Origin of the sequence: Acetobacter oeni (assembly GCF_011516825.1) — a bacterium.
Classification (GTDB): Bacteria; Pseudomonadota; Alphaproteobacteria; order Acetobacterales; family Acetobacteraceae; genus Acetobacter; species Acetobacter oeni.
This window is the reverse complement of record NZ_WOTA01000033.1, coordinates 14128-28954: the sequence shown is the minus strand read 5'-3', so window position 1 is coordinate 28954 and position 14827 is coordinate 14128. Positions and strand designations below refer to the sequence as shown.

15 protein-coding genes and 1 pseudogene are annotated in these 14827 nt (G+C 58.8%); 10 read left to right on the top strand and 6 right to left on the bottom strand.

Annotated features, from left to right (window positions below; all coding sequences use genetic code 11):
- Positions 1-381 precede the first annotated feature (381 nt).
- The gene (locus tag GOB90_RS15935) at positions 382-681 is read right to left on the bottom strand and encodes a putative quinol monooxygenase (protein ID WP_146891504.1); all 300 of its coding nucleotides are present in this window, start codon (positions 679-681) and stop codon (positions 382-384) included.
- A gap of 328 nt (positions 682-1009) precedes the next feature.
- Between GOB90_RS15935 and GOB90_RS15930 the strand changes: the two genes are divergently transcribed.
- The 10 genes from GOB90_RS15930 (at position 1010) to GOB90_RS15885 (ending at position 11433) form a co-directional block, all read left to right on the top strand.
- Positions 1010-2413, top strand: a complete 1404-nt coding sequence (locus GOB90_RS15930; protein WP_146891507.1) for an aminotransferase-like domain-containing protein — start codon at positions 1010-1012, stop codon at positions 2411-2413.
- Between the two features lie 339 nt (positions 2414-2752).
- Positions 2753-3235 carry an MSMEG_0572/Sll0783 family nitrogen starvation response protein gene (locus GOB90_RS15925; RefSeq protein ID WP_146891510.1) on the top strand — a complete coding sequence of 161 codons (483 nt, stop codon included), beginning with the start codon at positions 2753-2755 and terminating at the stop codon, positions 3233-3235.
- 24 nt (positions 3236-3259) lie between these two features.
- The gene (locus tag GOB90_RS15920; protein WP_146891513.1) at positions 3260-4243 is read left to right on the top strand and encodes a Nit6803 family nitrilase; all 984 of its coding nucleotides are present in this window, start codon (positions 3260-3262) and stop codon (positions 4241-4243) included.
- Complete coding sequence (locus GOB90_RS15915) at positions 4240-5349, top strand: MSMEG_0568 family radical SAM protein (protein ID WP_146891516.1); 1110 nt, start codon at positions 4240-4242, stop codon at positions 5347-5349. Before GOB90_RS15920 ends, GOB90_RS15915 begins: the two co-directional genes overlap by 4 nt.
- 2 nt (positions 5350-5351) lie before the next feature.
- A complete protein-coding gene (locus tag GOB90_RS15910; RefSeq protein WP_373322037.1) occupies positions 5352-5909 on the top strand; it encodes an MSMEG_0567/Sll0786 family nitrogen starvation N-acetyltransferase in 558 nt (185 codons plus the stop codon).
- Positions 5906-6880, top strand: coding sequence for a sll0787 family AIR synthase-like protein (locus GOB90_RS15905; RefSeq protein WP_173572142.1), 975 nt, complete (start codon positions 5906-5908; stop codon positions 6878-6880). Before GOB90_RS15910 ends, GOB90_RS15905 begins: the two co-directional genes overlap by 4 nt.
- Positions 6877-8049 (top strand): MSMEG_0565 family glycosyltransferase, encoded by a 1173-nt coding sequence (locus GOB90_RS15900; protein WP_146891523.1) that lies wholly within the window; start codon positions 6877-6879, stop codon positions 8047-8049. The genes GOB90_RS15905 and GOB90_RS15900 overlap by 4 nt, the downstream gene beginning before the upstream one ends.
- Positions 8042-8329 (top strand): MSMEG_0570 family nitrogen starvation response protein, encoded by a 288-nt coding sequence (locus GOB90_RS15895; RefSeq protein ID WP_146891526.1) that lies wholly within the window; start codon positions 8042-8044, stop codon positions 8327-8329. The genes GOB90_RS15900 and GOB90_RS15895 overlap by 8 nt, the downstream gene beginning before the upstream one ends.
- A 14-nt stretch (positions 8330-8343) precedes the next feature.
- Positions 8344-9591: an MSMEG_0569 family flavin-dependent oxidoreductase gene (locus tag GOB90_RS15890; protein WP_146891529.1), complete on the top strand. Its 1248-nt coding sequence runs from the start codon at positions 8344-8346 to the stop codon at positions 9589-9591.
- A 15-nt stretch (positions 9592-9606) separates the two neighbouring features.
- Positions 9607-11433: an AMP-binding protein gene (locus tag GOB90_RS15885; protein ID WP_146891532.1), complete on the top strand. Its 1827-nt coding sequence runs from the start codon at positions 9607-9609 to the stop codon at positions 11431-11433.
- A gap of 110 nt (positions 11434-11543) precedes the next feature.
- Here the strand turns inward: GOB90_RS15885 and GOB90_RS15880 are convergent, their stop codons facing one another.
- The 5 genes and pseudogenes from GOB90_RS15880 to GOB90_RS15860 form a co-directional block, all read right to left on the bottom strand.
- Positions 11544-11948: an RES family NAD+ phosphorylase gene (locus GOB90_RS15880; protein ID WP_261766008.1), complete on the bottom strand. Its 405-nt coding sequence runs from the start codon at positions 11946-11948 to the stop codon at positions 11544-11546.
- A 61-nt stretch (positions 11949-12009) separates the two neighbouring features.
- Positions 12010-12162, bottom strand: coding sequence for an antitoxin Xre/MbcA/ParS toxin-binding domain-containing protein (locus tag GOB90_RS19345; RefSeq protein ID WP_261766009.1), 153 nt, complete (start codon positions 12160-12162; stop codon positions 12010-12012).
- A 349-nt stretch (positions 12163-12511) separates the two neighbouring features.
- A pseudogene (locus GOB90_RS15870) lies at positions 12512-13970 on the bottom strand (recombinase family protein).
- 14 nt (positions 13971-13984) lie between these two features.
- Positions 13985-14365 carry a helix-turn-helix domain-containing protein gene (locus GOB90_RS15865; RefSeq protein ID WP_146891535.1) on the bottom strand — a complete coding sequence of 127 codons (381 nt, stop codon included), beginning with the start codon at positions 14363-14365 and terminating at the stop codon, positions 13985-13987.
- A complete protein-coding gene (locus GOB90_RS15860; RefSeq protein WP_146891538.1) occupies positions 14355-14678 on the bottom strand; it encodes a type II toxin-antitoxin system HigB family toxin in 324 nt (107 codons plus the stop codon). Before GOB90_RS15860 ends, GOB90_RS15865 begins: the two co-directional genes overlap by 11 nt.
- Positions 14679-14827 lie beyond the last annotated feature (149 nt).

Here is a 14827-nt window from a genome sequence, read left to right as displayed (position 1 = left end):
AAAGACTGGGAATGCCTGAACCGAAGCGCACTCGCTTTCCTCAACTGGGCTTCCGTGAGGCTCATGGTCAGAAAGCTCTGTCAAACAACACTATGATCTTGGACAGACTCTGAGAGAAAACCTATCCGTCAATGTGCCTGCCTGCTGGATGAAACGAGCAGACAGGCAATTTCCGCCTTCATTCGAGACATACGGACTCAGTTGCTGATTTTCTGGAAACGGAGGATAATCAACTGTGGGCACTAACGCCGCAGGCTACAGAAAAAATGCAATTAGTCTGGACGCAGCTTTTTCAGGCTATCGAACCCGGGCTCATATTAGGATTTGCCCTCCTTGAGGGCGCACCTGACCAGCTTAGAGAATACCAGCAGACCGGAAAAGTTATGTCTGGCGAGGCTCGTCAACGTCATAAACGCGCAGGTTCCGGTCGCCGATGCCGAGACTTGGCCATGCTACGCGCCACTCAGCAATGTGTGTCGAAGCAAAATGGCAATCGAGAGCAGCCTGATCGGTCCAAAGCTCTTTAACGTGGACGAGCCCGGGTTCAAACACGTCCTCGGCGTAACCGTATTCGATGCATCCTTCCTCCGCGCGACTGGCATCAGCCATACGCTTCATAACCGAGCGCGCGGCTTCTAGATTTTGCGGCGGGAGGCGAATGGTTCCGACAATCAACAGCATCGGTTGATGCGTATATGTGTGCCTATGGAGTTACAAGCCTCTGTCGCCTTTTGCCTCGTCGTGGGCGCAACCGGACGTTCCGTTCCCGCCTTCATAACAGTCATATTGAACGGCTATTTCCACGCCCAAAAGCGGACAGACCCTCGTTTGGTCGACGGCACTAGCCATCTGACTTGCCGCTCGAAGTCATAAACATCCATACGGGCGTCCTTCGCCATCCGTCCCGGTCTGATGTGGCACCAGCTATATATTTTAAAGGACAATGATTGCGCTGATTGTATGGGGTGTGTTCGAGTGATTATCACCGAATGTATGGAATCCTAAAATCATGCCCGATTACGCTTATCTGGCTCACTGGAAAAACGAGATCAGCCGTAGTTCCAACGCCATTTATCTGACGCTCGTTGACGCTCTGGCGCTTTCCATACGCAAGGGCGACCTGCGGGAAGGCGACAGGCTCCTGCCGCAGCGCACGATCGCGGAGTACCTTGGCACCAACCTGACAACCGTGACCCGTGCGTTCACCGAGGCTCGCCGGCGTGGTCTCATCGACGCGACGGTGGGGCGGGGAACCTTCGTCCGTGTCGGGGCAGGTGAAAGCCATTGGCGTCATACAGGACCTGCGGTGGTCGATCTGACCATGAATCTTCCTCCCATCCCTCAGAACCCACCGCTTCAGCGCATTATCCAGAGTGATATTACAGCCATTCTGAAGCAGCAGGATCTGAACAGCCTGATGTCCTATCGGGTGACGGGTGGGACAATCGAGGAACGCCAGCTTGGCGCGAAGTGGATCGCCCCTGTCATTGGTCAGCGGCGAACGGATGAGATTCTCGTCTCCCCGGGCGCGCAAAGCGCGCTGGCGGCGATTGTGAGCACACACACTCAGCCAGGAGATGTCATTGTCACCGATCGCATCGCCTATCCGGGTATCCGGACAATAGCGGCGCAGTTCGACCTTATTTTGGTCGGGGTGGACAGTGACGTCGAAGGAATGATGCCGGATCAGCTCGATCGGGTCTGCGGCGAACATCATCCCCGACTGCTCTATTGCATCCCGACCATTCACAATCCCACCACGGCCACGATGTCATTACAACGACGCAAGGACATCCTGGCGGTCGCGCAGCGCCACCACCTGCACATCGCCGAAGATGACCCTTACAGCCTGCTAATGGATAGCCCGCTCCCGGCTCTGGCTGCACTTGATCATAGCCGTGTCAGCTATATTGCCACGCTCGCCAAAACATTAAGTCCGGGATTACGCACCGCCTATGTCGCTCTCCCCAATGCCGATATGACCCGGCGCGTTACAGCCGCTATCCGGGCGATCGCGCTCACCAATGCGGGTCTGCTCAGCGCCCTGGCGGCACGATGGATGCAGACCGGCCAGGCGCATACAATCCTCCATGCCATCCATAAGGAACTTCGCCTTCGGCAGTCGATTGCTCGCAAGGTCCTTGGCGATGGGCATTGCATGAATCCCGATGGGCCGCATGTCTGGCTCAAATTACCAAATTGGTGGGGCAGCGCGGATTTTGTAGCCTACGCTCGCAGGCGCGGTCTGGCTCTCGTCCCGAGCACCGTTTTCACCATTAATGGTGAACCACCTCAGCGTGCACGTATTGCCCTCGGCAGCGCGCCGGATGCTGCAAGCCTTGATGAATCCCTTCATGGCGTTCTTTCAGTATTGCAGCACAAACGCTCCCCCGGTTTTGCCGACATTGTGTGACCTGACGGTTGCCTTCGGAACCGACGAAACCGATTAATTCCGAAGGCGGCATGCGAATTCCGGGAAAAACAAGAAAGCACTACATTCACGAATACGTGATATAAAAATGGCGGCAAAACAATGAGTTGCGTCTGCGCCTGGTAATTGCATGGTAACAGGAATATTTTTGTATGCTTCTGTCTTTGCAGGAAAGCGGCATATCGTTTGATTTGATTGTATTGTACCACTTTTAATATCCATACAAAATTTTGTCACAGATTTATCCCGTGCCACGTTCGCTTCGGCAAAGCGGTCAGTCCCGGCCTCCCGCCGGCGACCGCAGCACACGGGAGATACAGCATGCCGAAAGTCGAACACGCTCCTCATAAAGACGGTGACTGCTTCGTCGATTATGAAAACAAGGTTTTCGAAGACGTCAAAGCCAAACCCGGTGAAAAAGCTCTCATCACCTTTCATACGGTCGCCTTTGAGGGCTCGATCGGGTTCGTAAACCTGCTTCAGGCCACGCGCCTGATCCGTAAGGGTTTCGAAACATCCGTCCTGCTTTACGGTCCGGGCGTAACACTTGGTGTGCAGCGCGGTTTCCCCCGCCTCGGTGACGAAGCCTTTCCGGGTCATATGAACTGCAACAAACAGATCACGAAAATCCTTGAGGAAGGCGGAAAGGTTTATGCCTGTCGCTTCGCTCTTCAGGCACTTTATGGTCACGGCGAACAGTCCCTGATCCCCGGTATCACGCCCATCAATCCTCAGGATGTGCTGGATCTGATCCTCATCGCCCGTCGGGACAACGCCTTCATTCTCGACACCTGGACTGTCTGAAGACCACCGGGAAGGACCGCCAGCATGCCCCGTATCGTTCGCGCCGCTGCTATCCAGATCAGCCCCGTCCTTGGCGACGATGGTCTGGGTACTGCCCGGAAAGTCTGTCAGGCCATCCGCGATGCCGCCGAAAAAGGTGTGAAGCTGGCGGTCTTTTCTGAAACCTTCGTACCTTACTATCCCTATTTCTCGTTCATCCAGCCAGCCTTCCGGCTGGGCAGTGAGCATCTGGAACTTTACAAACGAGCCGTCATCATTCCCGGGCCGGTCACGGACATGGTGGCTGAGGCTGCCCGTGATACCGGCATGGTCGTTGTGCTGGGTGTGAACGAGCGTGATTTCGGCACCCTCTACAACACGCAGATCATCTTCGACGCGACCGGAGACATCCTGCTCAAAAGGCGAAAGATCACGCCCACCTACCACGAGCGCATGATCTGGGGACAGGGCGACGGGGCTGGTCTGAAAGTCGTTGAAAGTGCCGTCGGTCGCATCGGAGCATTGGCCTGCTGGGAGCACTATAATCCACTTGCCCGCTACGCGCTGATGACGCAGCACGAGGAAATCCACTGCGCTCAGTTCCCCGGTTCGCTGGTGGGGCAGATCTTTGCCGACCAGATGGAAGTTACGATCCGTCATCACGCGCTGGAGTCCGGCTGCTTCGTCGTCAATGCCACCGGATGGCTCACGGACCATCAGATCACGGAAATAGCGAGTGATCCGGCGCTGGAAGGGCCGCTGCGTGGCGGCTGCTTCACTGCCATCGTCTCGCCGGAAGGCAAGCTGCTTGGCGCGCCTCTGACGGAAGGCGAAGGGATGGTGATTGCCGATCTTGATTTCGCTCTCATCACCAAGCGCAAGCGGATGATGGATTCCGTGGGACACTACGCTCGGCCTGAACTGCTCAGCCTGTTGCAGGACCGGCACCCGACCCGCACCGTTCGCTATGTCGGTGAACCTAGCCCGGACGGTGCGGCTTTAACTCCTTCAGATGAGGCTGCGTCATGACCGTACCAACGCTCGGCACACTTTCAGGACGCAAGCTTGTCACTGACCTGCAGTCCTTGGGACTTCAGATCGGTGAAGATACCGCTGGCATCGCTCGTAAAGGGGGGGCTGGCCCTTCAGATCACAAGACGATCACTATTGCGGGTCAGACCGTCATGGTCCCGGTCTATACGTCTGGAGCGCGCCGCTCGCCGTTTCTGGCAAGTCCGCCGGATCAGCACGGGGCCAGCACTCTGGTCCGTGATGGGCAGCCACTCGGTGCGATCCATTTTCCGGCGGCCCCACGCTTCTATGGCCTGACCACGGCGGACGGTGTTCCTTACTGGAAGATCGCGCTGCTGCATGGCCGCGACACGCTGGCAACGACAGTGCATCAGACCTGTATCCGCTACGTGGACCGGCGCACGTCCTGCCAGTTCTGCGCCATCGGTCAGTCGCTGGAAGCCGACCGCACCATTGCCTACAAGACACCGGCACAGCTTGCCGAAGTTGCAAAAGCTGCCGTGGAACTGGACGGCGTGCGCGACATGGTGCTGACGACCGGTACGCCCAATGTGATTGATCGAGGCGCTGCCTTACTGGCTGAGTCTGCCCGTGCCATCAGAGCGGCGATCGACCTGCCGCTTCAGGTCCAGTGTGAGCCGCCACGCGATCATGACTGGTTCCAGCGTCTGCGCGATGCGGGTGCCGATAGTCTGGGCATGCACCTTGAAGCCGCCACGCAGGCCGTGCGCGAGAAGATCATGCCAGGTAAGGCCACCGTCAGCGTCGATCGCTACATGGACGCGTTTGCCAGCGCAGTGCTGATCTTCGGGCGGGGGCAGGTTAACACCTATATTCTGGCGGGCCTGGGCGACAGCGCTGAAGATATTCTGGCACTGGCCGAACGCCTGATTGCGCTCGGGGTCTACCCCTTCGTGGTGCCGTTTGTGCCCATTTCCGGAACACCGCTGGAAAATCACGCCCCGCCTTCACCCGATTTCATGAAATCGGTTCTGGCTCCGCTTGGGCGGATGCTGCGGGACGCGAACATGAAATCCACAGATATCCGTGCCGGATGCGGTCGCTGCGGCGCGTGCTCTTCCCTGTCAGCTTACGAGCATTGACCATGATGTTTGAAGAAATGGAAAACCGTCCGTTCATACCTACGGAATATGTCGTGCGCCTCGCCCAGACACCGTGGGAACGCGCAGGTTACCACGCACTGCGACGCGATGTCTTCTGCACTGAACAGCATGTGTTTGAATATGACGATCGGGATTCGATTGACGAGACGGCTATTCCCATCATCGCAGCCTGCTGCGTGGCAGGGATGCCGGACAGGATAGTGGGGGCCGTGCGTATCCATGAAGCCGAACCGGGTGTCTGGCGTGGTTCGCGTCTGGCCGTCCATGCCGATCACCGCAAGCTCGGGCGCATCGGGGCAGAGCTGATCCGCATGGCGGTCAGCACGGCGCATGGTCTTGGGGCCATCCGGTTTCTGGCAACGGTGCAGGAACAGAATGTGCTTTTCTTCCGTCGCCTGCACTGGAAAAGTCTGGGCACCATCACGCTGCATGACCTGCCGCATCATGGCATGGAAGCTGATCTCTCCCGCTATCCGGCCCATGGGTTCGACCAGACATGGCTACTGCGTCCGCAACCGCGTAGCCGGCAGGTGGCATGATGGCGAACGCACTGGCCACACTGCTTCGCACGCTCCGTACTGGTCGCGGGCTCGCAGCCAAGCAGGATATTGCACAAGCCGTCGCGATCCTGGGGCGTGATTGTCAGGACGTCTTTCGTCCTGGTGACGACTGTGCTGCGATCCCGGATGGAGACGGCTACCTCCTGCTGGCCAGCGAGGGGTTTCAGGACAGCTTCGTCCGGGGCATGCCCTGGTTCGCCGGGTATTGCGGCATCATGGTCAATGCCAGCGACATCGCGGCGATGGGCGGTCGCCCTGTTGCAGTGGTCGATGCGCTGTGGAGCGACTCTTCGGAAGCGGCAGCTTCAATTCTGACAGGGCTGCACGATGGCGCACGCACCTATGGCGTGCCTGTCGTGGGTGGGCATACCAACATACGAAGCACCCACAACTCCCTGTCGGTGTCGATCCTAGGCCGCGCCCGACGCCTCCTGACCAGCTTCGATGCGCAGGCAGGCGAGGTTCTGATCGCCGCGATAGACCTGCAGGGCCGCTGGCATGATCCACATCCGTTCTGGGATGCCAGTTCTGCTCTCTGCGGAACAGAGAAGGCATCTCGCCTGCGGGGTGATCTCGAACTCCTTCCCGCTATTGCCGAAGACGGGCTGAGCCATGCCGCGAAAGACATCAGCATGGCCGGGTTGCTGGGCACGGCCCTCATGCTGGCCGAATGCTCGGGCGTAGGCATGACCATCATACTGGATGACATTCCCCGGCCTGATGATGCGCCGATGGAACGCTGGCTGTCTGCCTTTCCCAGCTACGGCTATCTGCTCACGGCTCACAGCGAAGATTCTGAGGCGATCATGGCCCGTTTTCGCGGGCGAGGCATTGCAGCCGCCGTCATCGGGCAATGCGACGACACGCAGCGGCTGGATGTCACATGGGCGGACGAGACGGAAACCTTCTGGGATCTCGGGCGGACCCCGCTCATGGGATGTGCTCCATGAGTCTATCCATCGGCATTCTGACCCACTCCACCAATCCGCGCGGCGGAGTGGTACATGGCATGGCGCTGGCGGAAGCCCTGTCCGATGCCGGACACCGTGCGACGCTGATCGCACCCGATGTCACGGGCGATGGCTTCTTTCGCACGCCGCGTTGCACCACACTTTGCATTCCTGCCCGGGCCGAGAAGGATCTTCCTGCGCTGGTGGAGCTGCGCGTGGCTGAAATCCGGGAGAGCCTTCGAAACGCAGACTATGACGTTCTTCATGCTCAGGACCCCATCAGCGCGAACGCGCTGGCGGACCTTGTACAGGAAGGTCGGCTTCGGGGCTTTGCCCGCACGGTGCATCATCTGGAAAGGTTTTCTCATTCAGGTGTTGCGGCCCGTCAGACGCGTGGTCTTACTGCTGCCACTGAGCTTTTCACAGTCAGCAGGCTTTGGGAGGAAACCCTCCTTGCTGAATATGGACGCAATGCACCTGTTGTCGGAAATGGCGTGGATCGGAAAATATTTTTTCCGGAATCAACTCTGCAGGATTCCACATTGCGAGCGCGCTATCAGTTCCCAAAAAGAGGCCGCCTCATTCTGTCCGTGGGTGGTACTGAGCGTCGCAAGAACACGCTTGCTCTGCTCGATGCTTTTCTGGTTTTGCGTCAGGAAGAGCCCGACCTCCAGCTCGTGATTGCCGGCGGAGCATCATTGCTGGATCATTCCGACTATCGTCGCCTTTTTGACCAGCGGCTTGCGGCCAGTGGTCAGGCGGACGCAGTCACCGTCACAGGCACGATACCGAATGAGGATATGCCTGCATTCTACCGGCAATCTTCCGTTCTGGCCTATCCTTCGCAGACGGAGGGTTTTGGCCTTTGCCCGCTGGAAGCTCTGGCCTGCGGAATTCCGGTCGTGGTCCCGAATGCACCCCCCTTTACGGAACATCTCCATACTCTGGAGGCTTTCTGGTGCCAGCCGGATCACCCAGACACCCTTATTGGCGCGTTGCGAGACGCCCTGAGCGCCAGAAGCGCTGATCGTTCTCGGATCAGTGGCCCCGCAACGGCCCGCCGTTTCGACTGGCGCTCTGTCGCGGAACGGCACATCCCCGCGTATCGACGTCTGGCGGCAATGCCGCACGTCGATGCCCCTGCTTCAGGAGCAGCTTACCATGCCTGAAATGATCTTTCGTGTGCGCTGGCCGGATGGGAAGGAGATCGACTGTTACTCCCCGTCACTGGTCATTCAGGATCATTTCACTCCTGGCACGACTTATCCCATCGCTGAGTTTCTTCAAAAGGCGGATACGGCTCTGACCGAAGCCAGTGAACGGGTGCGCGCACGCTACGGCTTTCCGTGCAGCCGGGCCCTCGGACAGCTCCAGGTAATCAGGCAGGCTTGTGCGCCCTTCCTGAATCGACCCGATGCCCAGGTAAGCATCCTGTCATTCAAATTCTGATATGGAATAGTCATATGGCACAGAACGAGAAAACGATTCCCGTTGTTATTGTGGGTGGTGGGCAGGCAGGCCTTTCCCTAAGCTGGTATCTCTGCCGCGAAAAGGTGGAGCACGTTGTCTTTGAGGCCAAAACAGCCTGTCATTCATGGAACGACGAACGCTGGGACAATTTCTGCCTTGTAACGCCGAACTGGCAGTGCGAACTGCCCGGTCACCCCTATCAGGGGGGGAACCCGCACGGATTTATGGTGAAGCAGGACATCATCGAATACGTAAAGGGTTTTGTCGACTCCTTCAGTCCGCCGCTACAGGAACATATGGCGGTAACGTCCATCACCCGCCATGAAAACGGGGGCTATCGCGTAGTGGCCAATGATCTGGTCTGGCGTGCAAAGCACGTGGTCATTGCATCCGGGGCTTATCAGGACGCCGTTATCCCCGGTTATGTCAGCGCTATTGATTCCTCTATCTTTCAGGTCCACTCACAGGATTACCGCAATGCGGCCCAGCTTCCGGAAGGCGCGGTGCTGGTCGTGGGCAGTGGACAGTCCGGTGCCCAGATTGTCGAGGATCTGTTCCTTGAAAAACGCAAGGTGCATCTCTGCGTCGGCTCCGCTCCTCGCGTCTCGCGCTTCTACCGTGGCCGCGATGTTGTGGACTGGCTTGCCGACATGCACTTCTACGATCTGACGGTGGATAATCATCCCCTGCGTGACGGCGCACGCGACAAGACCAATCATTATGTCACCGGCCGAAATGGAGGCCATGATCTTGATCTGCGGAAGTTTGCAAAGGAAGGCGTGGGCCTCCACGGCGCGCTGGAGACAATCCGTGATGAAGTGGCGCATTTCCAGCCTGATCTTAAGGGAAATCTTGATGACGCAGACAAGACAAATGCCGACATCAAGAAATCCATTGATGCTTATATTGCTCGCGAAGACATCACTGCGCCGACAGAAGCGCCTTATGTGCCCGTATGGCAACCCGATGGAAGTAATGCACCACTCGATCTGAAAGCTGCTAGCATTACCTCGATCGTCTGGTGCATCGGTTTCCGGCCTAATTACCGCTGGATTGACGTGCCGGTATTCAACGGGGCGAATAAGCCGATCTGGCATCGGGGCGTGACCGATGCACCGGGATTCTATTTCCTCGGGCTGCCCTGGCTGCACACATGGGGATCGGGGCGGTTCTCAGGCATTTCACGTGACGCGGCATGGCTTGCCAGCCGGATCACCGGCAAAGATGTCCCTGTAGCCTGAGCGGAGTAAAACGCCATGCTTCCATGGACAACATACGAGGCGATGTATGCGGCTGCCACGACGGAGCCCGAGACTTTCTGGCTTGACGCAGCCCGACGCGTCACATGGAAGCAGGCCCCTACACTGGCATGCCAAACGCGACCAGACGGCTGGCACGACTGGTTTCCCGGTGGCACGCTCAATACCTGCCACAACGCCGTGGACCGACACGTCGAGAACGGTCGTGCTGAGCAGGCGGCCCTGATCTGGCATTCCTGTGCCACGAAGGAACGGCAGATCGTGACCTACCGGGAACTTCAGGACAGAGTGGCCGGGTTTGCCGGTGGCCTGCGGTCCCTGGGTGTCGAAAAAGGCGATCGCGTCCTGATCGCCATGCCGACCATGATAGAGACCGTCATTGCCATGCTGGCCTGTGCCCGGATAGGTGCAGTGCACGTCGTGGTTTTTGCCGGTTACGCCGGGTCGGAACTGGCCGGACGCATTGATGATGTAGCACCCAAAGTCATTATCGTCGCCAGTTGCAGCTTTCAGGGACAGACAGCGGTTTCTTCTTCGGCTGCACTGAATAAGGCGCTCGCTGAGGCTACGCACAGGCCGCAGGCTTGCGTGATCACGCAGAGGGATGCCTGTCCGGCGCGGCTCCTGCCTCTGCGCGACCATGCTTTCCATGCGTTGGAGCAGTCTACTCCGGCAGGACCGGTCATGCTGCGATCCGAAGATCCGTTGTATATTCTTCATACGTCGGGTACGACGGGAAAAGCGAAGGGGATTGTGAGGGACAATGGCGGTCATGCGGTGGCTCTCGCCCTGTCCATGGAGCTTATTTATGGCTGCAAACCCGGAGATACCTTTTGCACCACATCCGATCTCGGCTGGGTCGTTGGGCATTCCTACGGGGTTTATGCGCCTTTGCTCAGCGGCTGTACCAGTGTGATCGTGGAAGGCGGACCCTCCGCGTCGGCCATTCGGTCGCTTTGTCACGAGCATGCGGTGAAATGCCTGTTCACGACCCCGATCCAGATGCGTCTGATGCGACAGGAAAGCCGCGCTCTTTCAGGGGTGATACTACCCGCGCTAGCCCGCGTGTTTGTCGCCGGAGAATATGCTGACCCCACGCTTCTGGACTGGGCGCGATCATATTTCCAGCGGCCGGTCGTCAATCATTGGTGGCAGACCGAAACCGGATGGAGCATCACGGCCCATTTTTTCGGTCTCCCGGAGCATGAATCCGTCGCACTCATGAACGACATCGGGCGGCCTGCACCCGGATTTCATCCGGCCATCATCCCGTCTGCCCCCGATGAGCCATGCGGCGAGATTGTTCTGACTCTTCCGTTGCCGCCAGGTTGTCTGGCAGGCATCTGGAGCGACCGGGTGATCGGCGCTCCGACCGCCTGCCTCGATGACACGGGAACGTATTATCGCACCTTCGACGAAGGCATGATCGACGCAGATCGTGCCGTTCACATGCTTGGACGCTCTGACGATGTGATCAAGGTAGCGGGGCGACGCATTTCAGGGGTGCAGATCGAAAAGATTATTGCTGCCCACCCAGGGATTCATGCCTGTGCTGTGGTTGCCGTTCCTGATGAGTTGAGAGGGCAGCGACCGGTCGCCTATGTGGTATCTATTTCTGGTCTCGTCCGATCACCTTCTGCTGAAGAAATTATCAGACAGGTTCGTCAGACGCTTGGCCGATGGGTGGGACTCAGAGAGGTTCGTTTTACGGAGCGATTGCCGACAACCATATCGGGGAAAATTACCCGTAAATCACTGCATTTTTCTGGTTGTATAACGAAAGATGTTCCAGCCTCGTTTATACGAACTGTGTCTGTAAGGTAGAATGCAAACGTGAAGCAATTCGGCTCAACCTTCTGTCGGGACTCATTCCTCCGGCGGTATCTTACGACCATGACGCCACAGTTCTCGGCAGACTCTCCCGTCATCGATGATCACGACACGTGAAGGTGGGGCGTCTGACCATTTTCAGAAGACAAGATTTCTGTCGCTTGCTGTCGCGCCGGGGCGAAGCTCGGCACGATGATGCCAGCCACATCCCTGGCCGCGAGCGTTTTTGCCAGTTCCCACGAAGGCGGCATCTTTCCCTTGTCAGCAAGGTCTTCCCACGGACAGGCAAGGGTGTCGGGGGAGATCCCGAGTTCACCAAAACTGGACGGGTTGGACAGATCAAGGACGGGTTCACTATCGACATCATAAGCGCAGATGGTCAGAGGCTGGGGATTGAACGGGAAACCCTGCTGGGCTTCAAGCCAGGCTGTCTCCATACGAAGCGACGTATACAGGGCGGGTGTACCGACCGGGTTGAACCGTCCTCCATGACAGTGCCGCCCCTTCACCTGATAACGGAGTACAAAGACCAGCGAGGATTATGAGCCCGGAACACCCGTCCGGTGAACCTCACGCGTAACCGCCGGTCGCAATCCGGTCCAGATAACGCCGGACAGCATCGGCGCAACCCTCCCGGACAAGAGCTTCGGCGGTCTGGTCACCGAAGGAGGGCAGGGGCTGTGACCGGTACAGGCGAAAGCCTGCTGCGCCGACCCCGCCCACGGCCGGACGCGATTGAGGATCTCGACCATGTCACTCAATCTGGCCTGGGTGGCGGGCCGGCCCAGGCGCGCGCTTTTGGAGACAGCGTCGCGCGACAGCCTCAGCGTACGTGCCGGTTCACCTCCTTGTGATGTGCAACATGGTGCTCAGCCGTTCTGCCGCGATCAGCCCCGACGGATCGAAGGCATCGGAGAGGAATGTGGTCTCGGACATAATAGCGTGCCTCACATATTGACCATATTATGGGAATATATGAGGCGATGTGCTTGTAGCAAGGATTGAGATTGTATGCCCTTGCGCGCACGCGCATTATTCCTCTGTTATGCGGCGAGGCGGGGTATCTCGCGCTCTACCAATCGCAGGTATCGTCGGTTGTCTTCCCCCGCAACACTGATACCGACACTCCCGAGAGCTTTGCTCCGGGAGTGTTTCTTTTTTCAGTCTTTCCAATGGCTTGCCGCTCAATCCAGGCCAGGATCGTCCCCAACTCCCCATACAGCATCGCGTTGATCTCGCCCCGGTTCGGACCGGGTGTCAGCACGACTTTCTCGATCAGCGCCCGTAGCGCTTCGGCGGCTTCAAGCCGTTCCTTGGGGCGGTTGAGGGCGTCGGTCAGGCGGCCGACCTTGCGGGCGTAAATCGCCGAGGCGCTTGGTAGCAGGTCCGGCACATCGTCGGGGACGTCAGACAGCAGGGATGCCAGTTCGGTCTTGCGGGCTTCGAGCGCATCCATCTCCGCCTTCATGCTGGGATGGAACATGCCCTCCTTGATGGCTTCGATGATGCCCCGGATCTGTTTCTCGACCTTCACCTGTTCCACCTGCCAGACATCGGCATTGGAGCGACGCTCGCGATTCAGACGGTTGGTCTCTTCGGCATAGGCACGCATCGCCTCGGCCGCGATCTCCGGCGCCATCATCCGGTCTTTGAGGCCGGAGAGCACGCGGCGTTCCAGATCGGGACGGGGGATCGTCCGGCTGTTGGTGCAGGAGCCATTGGTGACGTGGGACGAGCAGGCGAAGCGGTCTGAACCCCGCAGTGCGTAAGGACCACCGCACAGGCCGCAGAATAACAAGTCCGACAGCAGGGATTTAGGCCGACGCGTGCCATTAAGCCGATTACGCTTGTGATGGGCGCGAACAGCCTCGGTCACGTTGACGTATTTCTCGGCGATGACGCTCTGGCGGGCCTTTGTCGCCTGCCAGAGTGCGTCATCAACAATTCGCAGATCGGACACGTCTGTGATGACCCATTCTGATTCCGGGTTAAGGCGCGAGACGCGCTTGCCGGTGGACGGGTCTTTGACATAGCGCTGCCGGTTCCAGACCAGACTGCCGGACGACGCGATAGCCGTAGCATAAGCCGCCGCCGGATTTGCCATCCTCAACCCGGCCCCGCAGGCCGCGATGGGTCTTGGCGGCCAGATCTTTGAGGAACAGGGCGTTCATCGTGCCCTTGAGGCCGACATGCAGTTCGCTGATCTCGCCTTCGGCCAGGGTGACGATCGGCACGCCGGCGAATTTTAGATGCTTGAACAGGGTGGCGACGTCAGCCTGGTCGCGCGAGACGCGATCCAGCGCCTCGGCCAGCACGATGTCGAAGCGTCCGGCCTGGGCATCCTGCAACAGGGTCTGGATACCAGGGCGCAGGATCATGCTGGCGCCGGAGATGCCCGCGTCCTTATAGGCGCCGACCACTTTCCACTTCTCGCGCCTGGCGTGTTCGCGGCAGATGCGGAACTGATCGTCGATCGACGCCTCACGCTGGTTGTCGGAAGAGTAACGAGCATACAGGGCGACGCGCGTCATGGCGGTGTTTCCTATCAGGCGACCTTGTCCATCCGGCTGGGCCGGATCAGCACCTCGGCCGAGATGCCGAGGCCGTCATGCAACTGGCGGATCATGTCGATCGACAGGCCGCGTTTGCGGTTCAGCACGTCGGCCACCCGGTTGCGCGGGCCGATCATCGGTTCCAGATCCTTGCGGGTGAGGCCCTGCTGCTCCATGCGGAAGCGGATCGCCTCGACCGGATCGGGCGGGTCGATCGGATGGTGCTTCGCCTCATAGGCGTCGATCAGGGTGGCCAGTACGTCGAGCTTGTCGCCGTCTGGCGTGCCGTTTTTGGCACCCCACAGGCGCCCGACCTCTTCCAGCGCCGCGTCATAATCCGCCTCGTTGCGGATGGGTTTCAGATCAGCCGTCATGCTCCACCTCCGTCACGTCGATCCTGTCATACGCCCTGTGCGTGCCGATCCATTTGATCCAGACGATGCTCTTCTCGAAATCGACCGCCACGACCAGGCGATAGGCGTTGCCCTTGATGTTGAAGACGATCCGCTCCGCGCTGACGATGCTCGCCGTGGCATAGAGCCGCTTCACATCGGCGGTGCTCGTCCAGGCGGCCCTGCCGACTTCGGCGAACCAGGCGTCCAGCGCCGCCTTCACGGCCATCTGGTCCTTCTGGCCCGCCAGACTGTCGACGAACTCTCTCAGCGTGCGACGGGCGATGATCCTCATTGACTGACCTTATATCACGGGACCATAATGGTCACAAGAAAAATACACGACTGCCCGACGAAGGGTCGTTCGCCGGGGAAAACGCAGCCGGGGAGGGAGGCTACCGCATGCGACCGGATCGGTTCTGACGGGCCTGTTTCCGTTCCAGC